Source organism: Streptomyces bobili (assembly GCF_002154575.1).
Taxonomy (GTDB): Bacteria; Actinomycetota; Actinomycetes; order Streptomycetales; family Streptomycetaceae; genus Streptomyces; species Streptomyces bobili.
Window position 1 is genome coordinate 1 of sequence record NZ_MUBA01000701.1, and the last position, 1,031, is coordinate 1,031.

Sequence of the window (1,031 nt, forward strand, 5' to 3'; positions counted from 1 at the left end):
CCGTGGCGAACCGCGCCCTGATCATCGCCAACAGCGTCTACGACGACGACCACTTCGCCACGCTCCCGGCGGCCACCGCGGACGCGGCCGCCCTCGCCGAGGTGCTCGGCTCCCCCGGCATCGGCGACTTCGAGGTCGAGACGCTCGTCGACGTACCGCAGCGCCCCGCGATGCGCGCCCTGGAATCGTTCTTCACCAAGGCGGCCCGCGACGACCTGCTCCTCCTCCATCTGTCCCTGCACGGCTGGAAGGACACCAGGGGCCGCCTGCACTTCATCATGCGGGACACCGAACTCGACTACCTCCGCTCGACAGCCGTCCCCGCGGAGGTCCTCGGCGACTGGATGGGCGCGAGCCGCTCCCGCCGGATCGTCGTCCTGTTGGACTGCTGCTACAGCGGCGCGTTCCCCATGAACGCCCTGCGCCGGGACGCCGGGACGCCCACGGTGGACGTGGCCGAGCCGTTCGCGGGCAACGGCCGCGTGGTCCTGACCGCCTCGACGGCTCTCCAGTACGCCTACGAGGGTGAGCGCGACGTCCGACACAGCCGCGCCCCGGCCCAGCCGTCCGTGTTCACCTCGGCGGTCGTGGGCGGCCTGCGCGACGGCTCCGCCGACTTGGACGGTGACGGCTTCGTCTCTGTCGAGGAGCTCTACGAATACGTCCACGACCAGGTACGCAACCGCATCGCCGGCCAGACCCCCACCCTCAGCGTGGACAACGCCCAGGGCACGATCTACCTGGCCCGCAGTCCCCGCCACGTGGACATCGACCGCCTGACGGAGATGCGCGCGGCGGCGCTGGACCCTCAGCCGTGGAAGCGCATCGGCTCCCTCCACCTCGTCGAGCAACTCCTGGGCAGCGTCCGGGAACCCACCCGCGAGGCGGCCCGCGCATCCCTCCTCGGCCTGATCGCCGACGGGGACCGTGAAGTGGCGCGCAGAGCACGGCAGTTGTGGCACGAGCGAGGCATGGGCGAGGTCCCCACGGCCCGCGCACCCCGCCCTGCCGCGCCCCGCCCACCCGTCGGC

General features: G+C 72.3%; 1 protein-coding gene. It reads left to right on the forward strand.

Features of this window, described 5'->3' with window-relative positions; genetic code table 11:
• The coding region (locus tag BZL64_RS36395; RefSeq protein ID WP_208639599.1) for a caspase family protein at window positions 1–1,031 on the forward strand (1,031 nt) is incomplete at both ends.